Source organism: Methanoregula sp. (assembly GCF_049518935.1).
Lineage (GTDB): Archaea > Halobacteriota > Methanomicrobia > Methanomicrobiales > Methanospirillaceae > Methanoregula.
The window spans coordinates 35,503-49,418 of the sequence record NZ_JBEKRH010000004.1; the positions used below are offsets into that span (position 1 = coordinate 35,503).

Genomic DNA, 13,916 nt, shown 5'->3' on the forward strand with positions numbered 1-13,916 from the left:
CCGGTGGTTTAAAAGGATGTGAGGGGGTGGGGGGGGCGATTCTCCTGTCTTACACAAGCGCAGCAAACGCGGAGGCGGCCATGATCACATTCACAACGTTGATGAGCATAATAGCCCGGGCTTTTGTATGGTACCCCCATGCGATCAGGAAGAGGCCGCTGATAATCCAGACAACAAAACCGATCTCCTGTGCTGCAGGGCTGCCAATCTGGCGGACCCCCAGCCACCCGGCTATGCCGAGGAATGCCCCTGAGTATTCCAGCAGGTTAGCTGATGTGACCGGGATTTCCGGTAGTGACTTACGGAACCACGAAGAGCTGTCGTTCTGTTGTTCCGGATTAGAATACAGAAAGTCACCGTTCCGGTTGTCGTTCATATCTACCTCAAAAATGCTTCATTATCCTTGCCACACCAGGCTTTTGAATTCCCCTGATGGTGCGGGTTCGATCAGGGAACACCGGAATTATGCTCCGGGTTGGGTAACCGGAAGAAACATTGGCTGATTGCTCCCATCACCGCTCCTTCCATTAAATCTCCCGATGCCACAATCCGAAACCCTTCTTCAGTGTCGTTTGACTATCCATTAGCGTCTGTCAGCGTCTGTATTTCCGGAAGTTGGGATTCATGGCAGGAATAAGCAATCTTTTGCTCTGGAGAAATCCTATTTTTAAAGATATGATTGCCCCCCTTGCGCCATCCCTGCCCCCGTTGGGGGCGGGGGCGCATGTGATGCCTCGATATTACCTGTACAAACACCACTCCCGCATTTTTTGTAAACAGGTAATACGACACTATCGCAACTGGGGCGCCTCAGCGGCGGGGCGAAGCCCCTGGAGCGTTAACAACTCCCAATGATTTCTACAGAGCACAATCTTTTAAAAATCCTTACGGGATCGTACATACCTTGCCACTGACATGCTGTTCCCGCTCCCCCGCCTCCCGCGGTTCATTCCCTGAATCTCCGGGTTACATGAATCCGGCCAAAATCCATGCCGCGATTCGTTGGGATAAATCAAAATATTTTCTTTAAACCGATTTGTATATATATTTGATTTCATCAACCTAAGTTTAATCACAATGCTCGCGGACCTCTGTATTTTTCCGGCATTGAAGATCATGGGCCCCGGCCGCCCGCTACATAAAGCGGAGCGGACTGGTGATCATGATGCTTGTCCGGGTTATACTGCTCTGTGCCATGATGGGATACCCGATCGGTCTTCCGGGTATACCGGAGAAGGAGCCGGACGAACCGTCCGGTTCGCGGGGGGATCTTCCCGCATGGCGTGGTGTCCGTGAATGGTTGTGGGATCTTCCCGGCTGCTGCCGGGATGCATGGGGTTTCACCGCTCATAGCTGCATACGCAATAAACCGCCGGCACCCGGCGCGTAGTGCACTTCCCGTTGCCCGAGGGTTTTTGTAAGACCCGGAGCATGGGAGGCACCGGCCGCACCCACGAGCCGGCCATGGCACGTGATACGTTAGCGTAGCGGATGAAGCGTCTGACTGCATAGCCGATGAAAAAAACAAAAAACTAAAAGAAAATGACAGTACAAGAGAAGAAAACCACTCCCATAGGATCCGCCGGGGTCCTGCTGCCGGAAGGAGCCGGGACTGCCGGTACTTCCTGCGAGGAATCGCAATCTGATGAGAATAAGTCCGGTGCGGTCAGTGCCGGGCAGGAAAAAGAGGAACTGAACTGGGCCTGCCGGCATGTGAAAGATGGGCCGGCGCCGGAACCTGCGAATGAAGTGTTCCGGAAAACAGAGCTGCACACAACACCCCCGGATACCGGATCGGATGAGCTGAAAAAACTCATGCGCCAGATGATGCAGCGCCTCAAAAGCCCCGACCCGGAGATCCTGTACCTGCAGTACGAGAACTCGTACCGGGACTTCATCTGCTCTGTCCTGGCCCGGCAGTACCGTGAGGAGAAACAGCAGCGGGAGCAGGTCGCGGCCCTCTGGGAACAGATCGATCTCCTCGATGAGCGCCTGGAGCGCAGTATTGACCGGCTCGAACGTCTCATCCATGAGGCGACTCCCCGGGGGGTGAGGGCATGAGACGGGGACCGGTATCGCAGAAAGCGATTGATTTCGCGCTGCCGGTAGCGCTGGCCCGGGGTTTTGTCACATTCTGCCGGCAGGGCCGGGGGAGCGTCTCGACTTTCGTGATCCATGCTGCCGGGTACACGGCCGTTGTCAGCGTACAGATGAGCCGGCGGCTGCACGGATCGCTTGCGGAGATGGAAGCCCAGTTCGCCGAGATGATCGCCCTGCTCCGGCTCGTACCCCCGGGGCTGTGCCGGTCCCGTGAGCTCTGGGCCTGCAGCCGGCACGGGGGACTCAGGCTCTTCCGCGTAATGGAGAAGGGTATCATTGAACTTGGCCGCGATGGCGAACCAATCGTGAGTGCATGAGGGGGGATGGCAGGATTGACCAGGACACCCACAAGATACTCGTCTCCGTCGGTGATTTCCCCCGTATACCCTTATTTCAGGGATAGGGAAAAAGAAGCCCGTAAAGGGCTCCGATTCCCCTTTTTCCGGGCCGGAACGACACAGTTTCGCAAAAATGCGTGCCAGTTTCCGTGCGTTCACAATGTGAATTCGGGGGTTTTTACGCCTGAGGGGCCGCGTGTCCCGGACCGTGTTAATATGGGTCAGTTGGAGAGGCCGAAACGGGGGTCCGATGGGGTTTAGCACGTGGCAGGCCCGGGAAAGGCCCTCCTGGATCACTCTCTCCGACGGAGAGGGGTCCGTCTACGACGGTGAATGACGACGCGGCGGATGCCGGAACACAACAGGGAAGGACCGGATGTTTTACCGGCTCTACGTGACTTCACGGATCGCGGATGACGGTACGCACGAGACGGTCGTGCATGATTTCATCGACCCGGAGTTTCTCCGGATCGATCCGGGGGTTCGCAAGCGGGCGGCCTCGGTGAGGGGGTGCTGGGTGGTGGGGGGAGGGACGGGTCGTGAAGGACGAACCGGAATAGGCAATGATCAGGAGTGATATGTTTCTGATTATTCTCCCGATTCCCATTTTTTGATTAATTTCTCACATTCGGGCCGGGGGAGCCAGCGTTTTTTTGCGAGCATGAGTCTGAGGGCCGATGCAGATTCCTGTGGCCGCAGGATCTCGTTCTGAATCATCTCCTCCAGAAGCCAGAGAGTGCCATGGTATTCGATCCGGGTGGCGTCAGCAAGTTCCCGCAACGGGCCATCATTGGACAGGATCATCGCACTGTGCTTCCGGCTCAGGAAAAAGACCGAGACATCTTCGACCGAGAGTTCGATGTGCTCTTGTTTGAGGGTGAATATTTCAAGGACTTCGGCATCATCGAGCTCCCGGATTTCGAGTCCCAGCTGCGCCAGCTGTCTACCCGAATACGACCCGGATATTTCGCTCGCAACGATGTCGGAGGTTTGAAAATCAAAGGGCAGAAGAAACAGGGTATCGAAAATATCCCCGGCAACAAAATCGAAGAGGATATTTGCATCGATACAACAGGATCTTCTGCTCATTCTCATTCCTCACTGGCACGGTACGGCTAAGATGGGCGAATCGTCTCCCCTCAGTTCATCGAACCGGGACTGCGATATCTTGTGTTCGGTCAAAGCTCGGAGCAGGAGCAGCTCAAAGTGGGTCGGGACCTCCGGCTCGATCTGTTTCCAAGGCTCTTGTTTATGATAATCATGAGAACGCATTTCGATCCAGTGGCGATTTGCGGCTGCCTCCGAGATGATGTTTAGGTTTGCGGCCCGGTAGATAAGCGCGCCCATGCTGATGCCGTACTTGTGTTTCAAGACGTAGAGTTCCCTAAGGTCCAGCATCCTTCGTTTTGGCCCGAGTTCCATGATCGCGGTTTCTTTTGGAATCAGGAATGCACCCGCGAACCGGAATGCAGCCGCCTCCTCGTCGATTCCTTCATCAAGCTTCAGGAGCAGGTGCCCCAGTTCATGGGCGAGGCTCAGGCGCTGCCGGTCTCCGGGAAATGTCTTGTTGACAATGATGAGCGGGTGTTCGTCGTTGTACCTCATCGTGAGGGCGTCGAACTTTACCGGCGCTGCAATGACCCCGACCTTGATCCCGTGCTGTTCCAATACGTCCATCAGGTTCTCGATGGGGTTGAGGTTGAGTTGCCATGCTTTTCGCACGAATACGGCAACTTCCTCGATCTGGTCCAGCGAGGACACGCGGCAGAATTCAGGATCCGGAAGATCGAGCGGTTTCTCTGAACCGGTGATCTGTTCCAGGTCGAGGTACCGCTCAAGCCAGTCCGCCGTCTTCCCGTGGATCTTCGTCTCGTCCTTTGGCGACAGCGCTTTCCTGCACCGGTACGCGGGCTTCGAGAGCCGGATCGCGGAACCCCGGAAGAAGTAATCCATCTTCACTTCCAGCGCCTTTGAAAGCGCAATGAGAACTCCCGAATTCGGCGTGACGGTCCCGTTCTCGTACTTTGAGATCGCCATCTTGGTAACGCCGAGCTTCTGCCCGAGCGCCTCCTGCGATAACCCGGCATTGATCCTGGCCGATTTGATGCGTTCACCTATTGACATTCCCTTCCATCCCCTCTTATTTTAGTTTACTAATTGGCAAATTATTACCAATAAAGTAAACTATCCAATTGCATATAAAATATTGTGATTGGGATGGTTATTTTTTCATTGTACAAATTTACAATTTTACGATATTGAATAATTGATTAATTGATTGATTGATTTACTGATTAATGAATAGACAGATAATCCAATTTCCTAAAAGATCTCTCAGAAAAATTTAAATAATAATAACAGGATCTCTTAGGCTGAGCAGCTCCGGACCGGACTGCCAAATGGGGTATAGAAATATGACTTCAAACGATGTGAGACGCGGAATCGCGTACGAAAAACAGAAAGCAGGAGAACACCGGGCAAGACCTGTCGGCGGACCCGGCTTGCACGATTATGAGCGGGGAGATGTCAGAGGCGAGGTCAAAGCCCGACAATCGCCAGTAACCAAGCCCGAACTGCAGCGATTGATCAGGGAGAAAGGAATTTGCGAGGTTGACAGTAAGGGAGGTTTCACCCAACCGGCCATCGAATATCGGGATCGCTATCAGCCCTGTGTTAAACTGATCAGCAGAAGAAGGATAATTTAATTTTTAAAGAAAGTCGGAATATTGCTTTCAGGAGAAGACATGTCGAGAATGTATCGCGGAGGAATTCTGGGCGCTCTGATGTTTGTAATCTGGGATATAGCGGTTTCAATTGCCGATCTGTTCCTGAGAGAACTCTGGGCATTAATTCGAATTCCCTTCGAGATTATGAGCGCGATATTTCAGATGTTTGCTGCCATTGACGCTATGCGGACAAATCTGGATATCCTGAGTTCGGTCCTGAGTATTTATCACAATTTTACGAGCGGGTTGTCTTTCCCGGATAATATTCTTCAGTCGATAAGTCCGATGGGCACCCTGATCTGGATTGGATTCTGGGGAGTGGTGTTCTGGTATATCGGGATACCGGCACTTGGTGTGCTGTTCTCGATATTAACAGATAATTGATTTTTTTCACCACGATTCATGGTTTTTTCTCAGCATCTCGATTAATTTATTCCCCATTCTTCTTCCTATTGTGTATTATTCTTTGCAATATTTTGACTATCTCCCAGATTACAAAGAGAAATCCTCCAATGACCACGATAATTCCTACAAATAAAGGAATATCATAGGATCCATTATCCGGATTTAGACTCACTGATATATTTTCTGTAGAGTTTGGAAAGATTTCTTGTTCCTGAAACTTTGGTATTGGAACATATCCATTCCCAAAATTTGTTGCACGGATTTTATAGCGATTTGATTCTCCGAGTGGGATCGATTCAACAATCTGATTATCTGACGAGGTGACGCCCCGGAAAAAAAGTTCGATCCAGTTTTTCTTTCCATTATCATATTTAGTGACACTGATCAGGTTTGATGAATTAAGTAGTACAGTGACATTGACCGACTGCGTATATTTCGGGGTGAGATCCTCATTTGTCGAAACTACCGTGACGCGAGATATATTCCAGCTCCAGACACCCTCGAAATTTTTCGGGTCGCCGAACCATTTACTCCGGTAATCAGAATTTCTCTGAAATATCTCAACCAGTGTCGGATCAAAATACGTCCAAGAGTCATTTATTTTGACTTCCACCCACGCATGATCTTCGCCTGTTGTTTGCACCATCCTCGATTCGATGTGTGCCTTGTTCGAAATATAATTAAAAAGTGTTGCGAGTTCCCCACATGCTCCACAATGGAAATAGGTTATCCAGTTCGGATCATTCATGAATGGGGATATAAACGCACGTATTTTGATTGGTTGTTGATTGGATGTATTGATGTAAATAGGGTAACGACCGTCACCATAGAGTAAAAATGCTCCAAAATCCAGAGAAAAATTTGGTTTGACACCGTAAATATTGGTAAAATTTTGTTCTTCCCAATCGGAAATCGCATTCACTTTTGCGTCAGAAGGGTTTACCGACTGGACCTTCTCCAGGACTGAGTTGATTTCGGACTCTCCAGCGGGGTGAACGACAACAAAATAATAGGGAACAATGTACACCTCCGGGATGAAAGCAATAATGAATAAAATCAGAATACTGAATTTGATTTTTTTTCGCGAATCTAGTGGAATTTTTTTATCGAGAAAATCCACTAAGGATGTATATTTATTTTGAATTTTCCGGAGGATTGGATGCATATTATCTTCTGATATTCGATTTGCGAGTCTGTACTATAAAGGAGAGTTGGGTGTTGTGAAAGTGAACTCAATCAACTCAATTTAAAATCGCTTTCGATGCGCTTAAAAATATCCGGATAAGGGCAGACTGCCCCCCTGGGGGGTTTGGATAATTTTTTATTAGCAATTTTTTTCTGATGCTTAATGAAAAGGTCGATTATTATTTTTTCAAAGAGCCTTACCTTACGAACATTCGCAAGATGAACCTCACGTTCAATACCGGGTGGAAATTCCTGCAGTGAGTACACGTACATACTGATCGTACTGTGAACAAGGTAATCTTCTACTGCCTGCTTAATTTTTTTATTAAATTTTTCACCCTTATTGTCATTGCTTGGGAATTCTATTACATGCTCTGCCAGATATTGATAGACCTGATTTTCTGTACTGCTCCCGCTATCGCCCAGATGAGCCGCGAGTCTACGGAATGCCGGTCGGGCCGTGGTAGCATTATTGTCGCCGGTTTGCCCGATATAGAAGTGGTTGTCGTTCCCATTTGAGATTTGTATGATGTAAAGGAGATATTGCCTCCGGAAGTGCTGCCCTTCCAGGGTAAGGATCATATCTGCTACCATTATTCACTCACACGAGTCTCCCCGCAAACACCATCCCCAGCACCGCCTGGGTCAACGCCTCCGTCCGCTTCGTCGCCGCCACAACAAAATGCTCAGTAATATTCCGCACGCAACGTAGGAGCGGAATGGGGCCGACGAAACTTGTGATCATAATAATGTCTTTTACACGGGATACTGTTAAAATTCTCGTGGTTTGTATAGATCATCTGGATAGGGAAGTCGATCGTTTATGTAATGTAGAAATTGTCGATACCTTTGCACATCTGTAAAGAATTCGTCGAAATTACCGATGTCTCTGTTTTTAAAAGCATGGACTGCGTTTCGCCGCTGTTGAATTTTCAATATCCATAAATCCCATTCTTCATCCTCTTTGCGCCAGATGCTCTTTTTAAAATACTGGCGCATTTGTTCTAATTGTAGACTATCCGGATCTATCAAGTCACCTCTTTTTTTAATTGCCTCAATATCAGCCGCATACGACGTGTAATAGACGGCTAAAAACAATTTCATCGTTCCTTCGACAAGACTTCCAAGAAGAGCCCAAGCCAGAATTAGTTGGCCGCTGTCGTCATTCGGATCGGGATCAACAATCCAGAGTTTCAAACATCTTGATAACGACACCTGCCAATCGAGTCGAGATTTGCTCAACAACTGAGCAGCTTCAATTGGGGCCCAGCCATCAGCTTTAATCCAAAATTGTCTCAAACCCTCGTTGAGTGTTATTATATTGTGTATGATTTCTCTACGAATTCTTTCCTCTTCAGAAATAAGATCACCTCGTAGATAAGACTAAGATCAAAGACCCGAGTACTTCGTGCTGAAGATTTAATCATCTCAAGAGAATAAAAAGGTAAGAACCCTGGCCTACTTCTTCCCCTTCGCTCCCTTCTTCGCAGGAGCCTTCTTCTGCCCCTTTCTCCCGGGAGCACCGGCCACTTCGCACGGCACACACTTCTCAATCTTCTCATCGAAGATCCGGTAGGCATTGGCGAGCACGGACGAGTTGGAGATCATACCGGACAGGAGAATTACTTCAAGGATCTCATCGCGGGTCGCTCCCATCTTGAGTGCCGCCTGCATGTGGTAGCCGGTACAGTGCGGGCACTTGAGAGCCGCTCCCACCGCCATGCTGATCAGTTCCACGTACTTCGGGTCAAGGGGACTCGTCTGCGCCACCGTACCTTTGTACAGGAGGTGGGAGATGAGTACTTCCGGGCGCTCCCCCATCCTCTTGAAGACGAGGGGCACACGCCCGTACTCTTCCTCGATCGTTTTCATCCATTCGTCAGCGGTTACATCCGCTCCCTGCTCCACGATACGGGCAAGTTTCTCCTCGAATTGGTCCTTCGTCGATAACGCTGATACTTTCTTTGCCATCATACCACCGTATTGGTTTCCGAGAACGGCCGGATCCGCACAAGGATATAATCCCGCATCCGTGAGGGGACTACGTCGGCAACATCGCCAAGGGTGATCCCGTCTTCAATCTCGATCTTCCTGAGGTCCGCGGCAAAGCTGTCGTAGGGAAGCTTTACCCGGAGCCCTGCCATCTGGACCGTGAGGGGAGTTGGCGAGGTTACATCGAGTATAGCAGGCACCTTCTCCCGGATCAGGCCCATGAGCCGGGCCGGGGCTACCGAAAGAGGATCCTTCGCAATCTCCTCGCGTTTCCTCTCGAGCACCCGGGTAACCTCGGCCACGATCTCATCCAGCTTGTCCAGCTGGTCGGCCTCCTTTGTCCTCCGCATAAATCTTCCCACGTTCCCGACGTACCCGTCCAACGGTGGGTCAGTGATCTTTTTGAGGACTTCTATCGAAGGCCCCCCGCAGAGCACGATCGGCACTTCGATACCCCGCCTGAGTGTGGGCATCTTGTATTCGATGCAGGTCTCGAAGTTCCCGAGAAGGTAGACCGCGATGTCGTGCTCGTTGATCACGTCCCGCTCCTCGTCATTCAAGCTTGCAATCCTCTTGCCCGGGCCACGTGCAAGGCTGACCATGTTGCTCTTCGCGCCGAGCCGGCGCACATATTCCGCGATGTCGCATGAGGGGTGAGGGAGGTGGTGAATCTCAAGGCTCATACTGACAACCGCGATCTCCGTTCCCACCAGCGGCGAGTCGGTCACTTCCCCGAAGAGAGGGCGCGAGATCTCGCGGATCAGTTCAATATCCTCGCGTGGCACGAAGCACTGGAGCACGACTTCCTGGGCGATGAGGTGTTTTTGCACCACGTACCCGCCGAGGTCCTCGATCAGGTCCACTACCACGTCGTGCTGGAAGATCCCGCCCTTGTAAGTTACCGGAACGAGTGTCATGGCGGCACCTCACCCATCAGCGCAAACTTCGCCTTGACAACCGAACCGATATCCTCGGCGAGCGTGTTCTCGCTCGCCACGAAGGTAAATTTCTCGGTCGTGAAGATCTCGGTCCTGAGCCTGAATCCCTCGGGTGCAATACACCGGAGGGCGTAGATCAGGTCCTTGTGGAGCGATTCGCTCGGATCGGCCACAACAATCTCTTCAATCTCGGCCGAAGTGGCAGGCACATCGTACAGAACGATGGTAAACCGGTCGGGCTGTTCGACCTTTTCCTTGCCAAACCGCTCCCAGAAGATTTTGAGCGTTGGCGCCAGGTACGTCTCGTCCGATATGACGAGGGTCATCTTGCCCTCCTGCGGGTTGACATTGGCAAAATCCCTGACACGGATCACGGTTGTGATCTTCTTGAGGATGCCGACTGCGATGAAGACCGGGATCCTGGGATCAATGAAGATGTGGAGCTTACTGACAACCTTCAACAGATTGTGGTCGAGGAGTACATCGTTTGCGATCTGCTTGTAGTACTCGGCTCCCAGCGGTTCGGGGCATTCCACCTCAAAGTACTCGACGGCAAACATCTAATCGTCCCTGATGAACCCTGAAGCCAATAATGCTGATCCGACTGCACCGATATACTGGGAGTGGGGAGGCACGACAATCTTCGTCTGCAGCAGCTCGCCCATCGCATGGACGAGCCCTTCGATGAGTGACGTCCCTCCGACCATGATCACCGGTTCCTTGATATCCACTTCCTGCAGTTGCTGCTCGAAGACCTGTTCGGCCACGCTGTGGCAGGCCGCGGCAGCGACATCTTCCCGGGTGCTCCCGGCTGCGAGAGCGTTGACAAGGCTCTGGGTGCCAAAGACGATACAGTAACTGTTCATCGGCACCCGCCCGCCGAATCCTTTCATGGAGAGCGGGCCGAGCTCGGTAATCTCCACGCCGAGACGTTTTGCCGTCATCTCAAGGAACCTGCCGCTCGCACCGGCGCAGATACCTCCCATCGTGAAGACGCCTGGAATACCATCCATCACCGAGATCGCCTTATTATCCATACCGCCGATATCGATCACCGTTGCCGGCCCGTGCTGCCGGTCCGCGAGATAGACCGCCCCCTTCGAGTTCACCGTCAGTTCTTCCTGGATGAGATCCGCTTTGATCTCTTTGCCAACAAGGAATCGCCCATAACCCGTAGTACCGATCGCCTGGACGTCCTTTAACGTGATACCCGCTTCCGCAAGGGCGGTATCGATCACACCCTGCGCACTTTTCAGTACTTCCTGGGTGGGCTGCCATCCGGTCCCGATGATCTTGTTGTCCTTCATCACGATCGCTTTCGTTGTCGATGAACCGGAATCGAGGCCGAGCGTGATCCCCTGCTGGGTCTCGCGGGCGAGCAGGGCACGCCGCCGTGCGATAGTGGTCAGGGCCTCCATTCTTGTCAGGAGCGTGCCGGCTGTAGTCCGCTCGGTGAAGGAATAACTGACGACCGGTAGTTTCGAGTTCTCGTGGATATAACGCCGGAGCTCGTTTCTCACGATCGCGGCTTCGGCGCACCGGAAGCAGGTAGCGATGAAGACCGCATCTGCCTCGACCCTTCCGTCAACAAGTGCCTTTGCCCGGGCAATGGCGAGCTTGAGATCCGGGCTGCGAACATCGAGGCCAAAAGCGTCAAAGTCCCGCTGAACATCCTTAAGGGCGATATCCGGGAAGAAGATTTCGCCGTTCACTTCTCTGGCTGCGGCATCAATCTCGTGCTGGACACCGGAGTACTCCGGGCCACAGGAGATTTGTGCGATCCGTACCGGCGGTGTCATTTCTTACCCCCGAGTTCTCCCAGGAACCGTTTGATTGCAGCTACGAATTTCACACCTTCTTCCTCGTTCTTCGGGTAGTACAGATCGAGCTTGGGGATGTTTTTCTGACGCACGAGGAACTTGATCAATTCGTTTGTTCTTGCACAGCCCATGCACCCGAACGCGAGGTCAGCATCGTTGATGATAATCGCGGCTTCGCACTCCTCGATCATCGGGCCATAGAGTGCCATGCGCCCGCGGACGCCACTTGGAACCTCAACTGCAGCCCACTTAAGCCCCTTCTTAGGTTCTTCTGGCGTGATCTGGAGGGGCGGGGACTCGAGTCCTGCGGTCTGGATGCGTTCGCGGATTGCAACAGCCGATGAGAGCGGGGTATGGCCATGCCGTGCCACCAGGTCAGAGAGGATCAGGCTCGTTGCGGGATAGATGAATACTTTTGCCATTTCAGGACTCCTGTGCATCGATCAGTTTTTTCAGCATAGTGATATCAAGGACTTTTTTGTCGAGCGGGTTCTCCGGTGCGGGGACAGTTGCAACATCCTGTTTCTTGAGTTCCTCAAGCCCGTGGGAGACATACGGGATCACGGTCATCTCGTATTCCATACCGTGATATCCCGGGCGTGCCCCGCCGAGGTTAGCCCGGCACCGCCGGGAATCGCCCGGGGGGAAGCCCCGGTCCTTGACAAAGATATGGTCCGGATCCATCTTCCGGAGCTCAGTCACGATCCGGTTGACATCCTCCTCCTTACCGTTGACGACAAGGCCAAAACAGGTCTCCTTGATCATTGCCCCGTTCGAGATCTCATATCCCCTGATCGCCAGATCGGCAGGAGTGATCTCGAATGATTCCACGACCACGTACTTGGTGACGCTGCCTACGTGGACCGGCGTATATTCCGTCACCGCTTCACCTCCCTGATATACACAGTTTCCCGCTCCTTCACTTTCTTGAGTTTCTGAGTATCGATCACACGCCCGATGATATTAGTCCCTTCAAACGGCTCCGATGTCGGGCCGAACTCCTTGTTCGCGGAAAGCCTGACCCCGACAAGTCCCGCGGTTTTCCGGGAATCGTTGGTGATGGCAAGGGCCGCGGCCGGGACTTCGTCCTTTGGTAAATTCTCCGGCGTTATCTTGGCACCGGATGCTATCGCCGGCTTGAAAAGAACCACGTCATCGAACGTGAAGAAGACCGGCATCATGCCGGCATCATGTTCCTTGAGGCCGGTAAATTTCCGGAAGATTTCACAGCTGTTCGGGGCGGCGGAATCGTCGAGTTCAATGTCGATGACCTTGTCGATCGGTGCTGTGGTCACACCGACACTCTTCTCATTGAGAACATCGAGCGTAGTGCCCGGCTCCTGGGAGACAATGATCCGGTCGCCATCCTCTTTGTCAACGTTCAGGGCAAAGCCGGTCGCGGTTGCGATCTCCTTGGCGGTCGCAAGCGGTCGTCCGAGAAGATCGATCCGGGCAGGATGGACTTTCACTACGAGAACGTCATGTTCTTTTGCCAGTTTTGCAAGTTCGATCCCGCGGACTACCTGCCCGACTGTGTTGTGGGTGGGACTGCTCGGGACATCCGCCCGGTAAATGTAGATACCGCCTGCCGATTTCCCGGCATTCCGCACCGTCACCGTCCCTTCCCTTCGTGGGCGCCGGACTTCCTTCTCCACATCATCAGCTCCGGTGAGGTGCGGGTCGAGGATATGCGTGCTTGCAGCCCGCCCTACCGTGAATTTACCGGACTGCAAGGCGATGAGCAGGTGCTCAACGCTTCCCGCAGCTTCCGTTGTGATCCGGTCCGGTGAATAACCCTGCGCCACTATTTCAAGCGATGTCACGACCTGCATGCCATCTTCGAGGACAAGTCCCCTATCGGTTGTCGTGAATGATCGGCTGGTGTCAGCCCAGCTGATCACAGGCTCAATTTTTATAACCCGGTCACCGTGGGTGAAACGGTCCAGTACCCCTTTGCCGCTCACTACCCTGCTGATCAGGCCCCCGGTTTCGTCGGCCCCGTGATCTGCTGAATGTCGGGTTTTTGAGAAGATCAGGTATGATCGTTGAGGCTCGTACCCCCCGCACCCGAGGATCACATCACCCCGTTCGTACAGGTGGGGTTTTCGCAAAGGACGGATACCTGAGGGGAACGGCCCGAATGCCGCGGCATACCGGTCTACCCAATGGAGGGAAAGTGACTCAATAATGGCGGGGGACTCGAGAAATGCGGCACCCTGCCCGGTAACCTCGATGGTGATATCACCGGCAGTCGTGGCGATCGCAAGGTTTGCGGTTCTCGTCTGCTCCTGGGTTGCCGGGCGGATGATCGCCACAGCGCAACCCTGTGGGTGATCTGAGAGGATTGAGGAGAGTGGTGCCCCCTGGGCAACCTCCATCCTCACTCCGTTGAGGTGGATGGTGGCCATAAAT

General features: G+C 52.6%; 18 protein-coding genes. 4 read left to right on the forward strand and 14 right to left on the reverse strand.

Annotated features, from left to right (window positions below):
• Positions 1–49: 49 nt before the first annotated feature.
• Positions 50–376 carry a hypothetical protein gene (locus ABSE13_RS04405; RefSeq protein WP_424027282.1) on the reverse strand — a complete coding sequence of 109 codons (327 nt, stop codon included), beginning with the start codon at positions 374–376 and terminating at the stop codon, positions 50–52.
• 738 nt (positions 377–1,114) lie between these two features.
• Positions 1,115–1,351 carry a hypothetical protein gene (locus ABSE13_RS04410; RefSeq protein ID WP_424027283.1) on the reverse strand — a complete coding sequence of 79 codons (237 nt, stop codon included), beginning with the start codon at positions 1,349–1,351 and terminating at the stop codon, positions 1,115–1,117.
• Positions 1,352–1,542: 191 nt separating this feature from the next.
• Between ABSE13_RS04410 and ABSE13_RS04415 the strand changes: the two genes are divergently transcribed.
• The 3 genes from ABSE13_RS04415 (at position 1,543) to ABSE13_RS04425 (ending at position 3,015) form a co-directional block, all read left to right on the forward strand.
• Positions 1,543–2,061: a hypothetical protein gene (locus ABSE13_RS04415; RefSeq protein WP_424027284.1), complete on the forward strand. Its 519-nt coding sequence runs from the start codon at positions 1,543–1,545 to the stop codon at positions 2,059–2,061.
• Positions 2,058–2,417: a hypothetical protein gene (locus tag ABSE13_RS04420; protein WP_424027285.1), complete on the forward strand. Its 360-nt coding sequence runs from the start codon at positions 2,058–2,060 to the stop codon at positions 2,415–2,417. The genes ABSE13_RS04415 and ABSE13_RS04420 overlap by 4 nt, the downstream gene beginning before the upstream one ends.
• Before the next feature lie 397 nt (positions 2,418–2,814).
• On the forward strand, positions 2,815–3,015 hold the full coding sequence (locus tag ABSE13_RS04425; protein WP_424027286.1) for a hypothetical protein: 201 nt from the start codon (positions 2,815–2,817) through the stop codon (positions 3,013–3,015).
• 11 nt (positions 3,016–3,026) lie between these two features.
• Here the strand turns inward: ABSE13_RS04425 and ABSE13_RS04430 are convergent, their stop codons facing one another.
• Positions 3,027–3,527, reverse strand: coding sequence for a PIN domain-containing protein (locus ABSE13_RS04430; protein WP_424027287.1), 501 nt, complete (start codon positions 3,525–3,527; stop codon positions 3,027–3,029).
• 9 nt (positions 3,528–3,536) lie between these two features.
• Positions 3,537–4,562 carry a helix-turn-helix domain-containing protein gene (locus ABSE13_RS04435; protein WP_424027288.1) on the reverse strand — a complete coding sequence of 342 codons (1,026 nt, stop codon included), beginning with the start codon at positions 4,560–4,562 and terminating at the stop codon, positions 3,537–3,539.
• Between the two features lie 620 nt (positions 4,563–5,182).
• On the opposite strand from ABSE13_RS04435, the gene ABSE13_RS04440 reads away from it, so the two are divergent.
• Complete coding sequence (locus tag ABSE13_RS04440; RefSeq protein WP_424027289.1) at positions 5,183–5,548, forward strand: hypothetical protein; 366 nt, start codon at positions 5,183–5,185, stop codon at positions 5,546–5,548.
• 46 nt (positions 5,549–5,594) lie between these two features.
• Here the strand turns inward: ABSE13_RS04440 and ABSE13_RS04445 are convergent, their stop codons facing one another.
• The 10 genes from ABSE13_RS04445 to mmp3 form a co-directional block, all read right to left on the reverse strand.
• Complete coding sequence (locus ABSE13_RS04445) at positions 5,595–6,734, reverse strand: transglutaminase domain-containing protein (RefSeq protein ID WP_424027290.1); 1,140 nt, start codon at positions 6,732–6,734, stop codon at positions 5,595–5,597.
• A gap of 71 nt (positions 6,735–6,805) precedes the next feature.
• Positions 6,806–7,348, reverse strand: coding sequence for a hypothetical protein (locus tag ABSE13_RS04450; protein WP_424027291.1), 543 nt, complete (start codon positions 7,346–7,348; stop codon positions 6,806–6,808).
• A 177-nt stretch (positions 7,349–7,525) separates the two neighbouring features.
• Positions 7,526–8,053, reverse strand: coding sequence for a hypothetical protein (locus ABSE13_RS04455; protein ID WP_424027292.1), 528 nt, complete (start codon positions 8,051–8,053; stop codon positions 7,526–7,528).
• A gap of 159 nt (positions 8,054–8,212) precedes the next feature.
• Complete coding sequence (locus tag ABSE13_RS04460) at positions 8,213–8,725, reverse strand: carboxymuconolactone decarboxylase family protein (protein ID WP_424027293.1); 513 nt, start codon at positions 8,723–8,725, stop codon at positions 8,213–8,215.
• Positions 8,725–9,663 carry a methanogenesis marker 7 protein gene (locus tag ABSE13_RS04465; RefSeq protein WP_424027294.1) on the reverse strand — a complete coding sequence of 313 codons (939 nt, stop codon included), beginning with the start codon at positions 9,661–9,663 and terminating at the stop codon, positions 8,725–8,727. Before ABSE13_RS04465 ends, ABSE13_RS04460 begins: the two co-directional genes overlap by 1 nt.
• A complete protein-coding gene (locus ABSE13_RS04470) occupies positions 9,660–10,244 on the reverse strand; it encodes a methanogenesis marker 17 protein (RefSeq protein ID WP_424027295.1) in 585 nt (194 codons plus the stop codon). The genes ABSE13_RS04465 and ABSE13_RS04470 overlap by 4 nt, the downstream gene beginning before the upstream one ends.
• Positions 10,245–11,483 carry a methanogenesis marker 15 protein gene (locus tag ABSE13_RS04475; RefSeq protein WP_424027296.1) on the reverse strand — a complete coding sequence of 413 codons (1,239 nt, stop codon included), beginning with the start codon at positions 11,481–11,483 and terminating at the stop codon, positions 10,245–10,247.
• The gene (locus ABSE13_RS04480) at positions 11,480–11,926 is read right to left on the reverse strand and encodes a methanogenesis marker 5 protein (RefSeq protein WP_424027297.1); all 447 of its coding nucleotides are present in this window, start codon (positions 11,924–11,926) and stop codon (positions 11,480–11,482) included. The genes ABSE13_RS04475 and ABSE13_RS04480 overlap by 4 nt, the downstream gene beginning before the upstream one ends.
• 1 nt (position 11,927) lies before the next feature.
• Positions 11,928–12,386 (reverse strand): methanogenesis marker 6 protein, encoded by a 459-nt coding sequence (locus ABSE13_RS04485; protein ID WP_424027298.1) that lies wholly within the window; start codon positions 12,384–12,386, stop codon positions 11,928–11,930.
• Positions 12,383–13,912 carry a methyl-coenzyme M reductase-associated protein Mmp3 gene (gene mmp3, locus ABSE13_RS04490; protein ID WP_424027299.1) on the reverse strand — a complete coding sequence of 510 codons (1,530 nt, stop codon included), beginning with the start codon at positions 13,910–13,912 and terminating at the stop codon, positions 12,383–12,385. Before mmp3 ends, ABSE13_RS04485 begins: the two co-directional genes overlap by 4 nt.
• Positions 13,913–13,916: the final 4 nt, after the last annotated feature.